This window comes from Methanomicrobiales archaeon, assembly GCA_030019205.1.
In the GTDB taxonomy this organism is placed as follows: domain Archaea; phylum Halobacteriota; class Methanomicrobia; order Methanomicrobiales; family JACTUA01; genus JASEFH01.
Window position 1 is genome coordinate 1 of sequence record JASEFH010000051.1, and the last position, 3,727, is coordinate 3,727.

Annotated in this window: 3 protein-coding genes; 2 read left to right on the plus strand and 1 reads right to left on the minus strand. The window is 46.7% G+C overall.

Annotated elements, in window-relative coordinates; translation table 11 throughout:
• Nucleotides 1–311 precede the first annotated feature (311 nt).
• Nucleotides 312–758: a type IV pilin N-terminal domain-containing protein gene (locus tag QMC96_13135; GenBank protein ID MDI6877699.1), complete on the plus strand. Its 447-nt coding sequence runs from the start codon at nucleotides 312–314 to the stop codon at nucleotides 756–758.
• A 615-nt stretch (nucleotides 759–1,373) separates the two neighbouring features.
• Here QMC96_13135 and QMC96_13140 read toward each other — a convergent pair.
• Nucleotides 1,374–1,733: a transposase gene (locus tag QMC96_13140; protein ID MDI6877700.1), complete on the minus strand. Its 360-nt coding sequence runs from the start codon at nucleotides 1,731–1,733 to the stop codon at nucleotides 1,374–1,376.
• 552 nt (nucleotides 1,734–2,285) lie between these two features.
• Here QMC96_13140 and QMC96_13145 point away from each other — a divergent pair.
• Nucleotides 2,286–2,714: a transposase gene (locus QMC96_13145; protein ID MDI6877701.1), complete on the plus strand. Its 429-nt coding sequence runs from the start codon at nucleotides 2,286–2,288 to the stop codon at nucleotides 2,712–2,714.
• The last annotated feature ends 1,013 nt before the right edge of the window (nucleotides 2,715–3,727 follow it).

Here is a 3,727-nt window from a genome sequence, read left to right on the forward strand (position 1 = left end):
ATCCGCCGCCCGTCGATTCAAAGATGCATGCCCAATTGCGTTCCGGCGGACCTGCCGCCAATCCCCCCACCCTAGCCCCACGAAAATTCTGCCGATTGATATCGTGATATGATAAACCTTTATCCCTCATCAGCATCCCGACCGATATCAGGCATTTTATGATAATTTAAATAATATAATTGCCTTTTTTGTGGTTTATACACCAAATCTTTCAAACAAATTTCGTTAATCTTAAATATAGATATGGAATATTGTTGTTATGCATCTCTGAATGATGCACTTGCCCCCCGGGGGCACGAGGTGAATTGTTCATGAAGTTCTTCAAGGATGAAGAGGCAGTCTCGCCGGTCATCGGCGTGATCCTCATGGTCGCCATCACGGTGATCCTCGCAGCGGTCATCGCTGCGTTCGTGTTCGGCATGACTGGCAACGTCCAGACGACCAAGACGGTATCGGCTACGGCGACACAACAGGAAACGGACATTCTTATTACTTATCAGGGTGGACCAGATGATGATCAGGTTATGTCCTTGTATGTGAACGCTCCTGATAATGTTAGATATAATTATTCAGCATCGGCAACAGTTACCCATCTTACAACAGATGCGATCCCTGATCCCGCTACTGCAAATGAGAAACCAACAGTAGGGGCACAGATTAAACTACTCGGTAATGGAACATCTGGTCGAGATCACGTAGTTGTTGTTGCTAACTTTGGTGACGACACTTCTCAGGTCGTCTTGGACACCTACGTCTAAATATATCCTTTTTTTTAATTGCCCTAAAAGAACATATAAATGAGATTCTGCGATCTCTAATGGAGGATAGGATGATAATAGTTAGTTTAGGTTGATAATTACCTGCTCTGTTCTCACCGAAATCAAACAATGTCCCTTTCGGCTTGCCATTGCTAAACCCAGAGAATGTCTATTATTGAGCTCATCCCTAAATTCTCCAGATCCTGAGTGAGCAGACGAAATAGACCAATCCCAGGAAGGAGTGTTCATAGCGCTCATACCGAGGAACGATCTTCTTGAATGCCTCGATCCAGGAAAAGAACCGTTCGACAGCACTCCGTTCCTTATACAGTTCCGGATTGAACCAGAAAGGTCTCCCCCGCTTGGGATGCTTTCTCGATCGTCGGTTGACCGGAATATTGCTCCGTATGCTCCGTTTTCGGTTAAATATTCAGATATCCTGCGTATCGTAGGCAGCATCCGCGGAGATCACCTCAAGCTGCGCCGGCATTCCCGGCATCCGAAATGCTTCGACGGTTTCAGCGTACAACCTCGAATCGTGGATATTCGCCGGAGCAATCACACAGGAGAGCGGGATACCCTTTGAATCCACTAAAGCGCTCAATTTGCTCCCTTTTACTTTCTTGTAGCCGTCAAATCCGATAGTTCCCCCTTTTTAGCGGGGATAGACTTTGTATCGGTAATCCCATGAGACATATCGATTTTCTGGAGGGCGTAGCCCGCTTGGAGGAGGTCGAGGAAGATCGACTGATAGATACAGTTCTGGGAGAGATAGAGGTGAAATCGATGTATCGAGGATTTATTGCCGTATTTTCGGGGAACATCACCCCAGGTACAGCCGGTGGTGAGAACAAACAGAATGCCGTTCACCATCGATCGATGGTCTGCCCGGGGCCTTCCGATGTGCGGTTTTTGCGGAGGCAGATGCTTCCTGAGAATCTCCCAGAGGTCGTCGTCGATTTCCTGGAATGCCATGACCCGAGTCCTTGTATCTCAGGGGTCTTATAATTTAGGGATGACCTTATTCATACGTATAATGCCTTCAATAGTTGTTATTCAGTACAATTCTTCTATGAGGAATTGTACCAAACCACCCGATCTTTCTCATTCGGCTGCTGCAGTTGCACTAGGAGTTCTAGCTCACCCGATATCAGACTAACACCCCATGTAGATGAGTCCAAGGAACCTGATCAATACCTTCGAAGTTTAGTCTGCGCCCTAGACGTCACAGTCTCTCCGAACCCGTCCAGCACTACTTTTCCTACTGCTAGACAACGACACTATGCTGCAACGATATACACCCCTGATTGACATATGGGGAGATGTCATTTAAGTCCGAAGCAGATAACGGCTTTCTGAACCATTTTCGAGTCTTCAATGACACCAGATCGGCGATCACACCCACTCACGAAGGCATGTCCAGACGTTGAAAGGATGCTCTGTGCCCCTCTCTTTTAGTGAACTATATTGTCCGAAGACCGAAGCTTTTATTCTTTTACTATGAGGACATCCCAAAATTATTAGACCATGAGAACCTTGGCCGGGCATATAGCATTTCGGGAAATCGACGACGACCTCTGGGAGATTCTCAGGAAGCATCTGCCTCCCCAGAAACCGCACATCGGCCGGCCCCGACGGGATCCCCGTCGGCTCCTCAATGGCATCCTCTACGTCCTGCCCACCAGGTGCACCTGGAGCGATGTGATCGCACACTACGGTACCAAATCGACGGTACACAGGTACCTCCCTGAACTCAGTAAGCGGGGAGCCCATCAGGCGATCTTCCTCGACCTTCTCCAGGCCGCCTACGACCTTCAAAAGCTCGATCTTGCCCACTGCATCACCGATACCAAGGATATCCCCGCGAAAATAGGAGAGATATCGGGCACGATGGCTACAAGAAGGGGGACGGGAACAAACTCAGTGCTCTGGTTAATCAGAACGGTTGCCCCATAGCCTGAATAATTGCTCCAGCGAACACCCACGATTCTCTCCTCTATAAACCAACGGTGGAAGCCTTCGAGATTCCTGGCAGAGATGAGCAACCGGGGGTCATCACCGCGGATGCGTCCTACGAATCTCATGTCATCCGCCGCTATAACCGGAACCGGTGTATAAAGAGCAACATCCGGATCAATCCGAGAAACCGGAAATATCCCAAGCGGTAAAGACCGGATCAGCTGAATAAGAAACTCTATAAGAGACGGGGCGCTATAGAACGGTTTTTCAGATAGATCGAGGCCTTCAAGATGATCGTTCCCCGATACGAACGGTATTAACACGCATTCCTGGGGCTCATATACCTGGCCTGTGCCCGCATGATCTGGAGAGTTTTGGGATGACCTCTATGTAAAGAGGCGATTAGAGGCCCTATCGAGCGCTGTTATCTTTTCTCTATCGAGTAAAATAGCGTGAAAAGCTGTTGCAAGGTTGTCAATATTTGTCTGGAAGAAGCGCTCAGGCATAGTTGGGTTTTGAGGTCGATCCTAGTTTCAGATGCTATTGTTTCTAGTGTCCTGGATGCCATGCCTGCGATAGTAAATTATGTTCACTGGATAATAGCAGCATGTAGTTCAATTTTCAGTTTAAAACATTGATGAATGAGAACCTCCGTGTACAATCCGTTGCCAACAGTAAGCGGGTAACTATCAGATGATCCTTCAGCAGGATTGAATCATTCAAGAAGGTGATTTCTGTATGATCACGATAAACAGCCATATCAGGGACTGATTCAACGGTCATGGGCGGAAATTGGCCGTTGAATTTGGGGATAACCTCGTTGTCTTTTTATCATCTATAATGCTTTAATGGTATTGAAAGCTTTCAATCATCTATTCGTTTTTTTATTTTAAGAAGTAAGACATATTTATTGCGTTTTAAATTTCGAAACCTATAATAAAGATAAGTATGAACTATAATCTATGGCGCGAAAAATCTTGATACTATTGGTAATATTAATCCTCTGCACC

Coding starts and splice junctions, on each gene's coding strand:
- QMC96_13135 (MDI6877699.1), top strand. CDS start 312: ATGAAGTTCTTCAAGGATGAAGAGGCAGTCTCGCCGGTCATCGGCGTG.
- QMC96_13140 (MDI6877700.1), bottom strand. CDS start 1,733: ATGGCATTCCAGGAAATCGACGACGACCTCTGGGAGATTCTCAGGAAG.
- QMC96_13145 (MDI6877701.1), top strand. CDS start 2,286: ATGAGAACCTTGGCCGGGCATATAGCATTTCGGGAAATCGACGACGAC.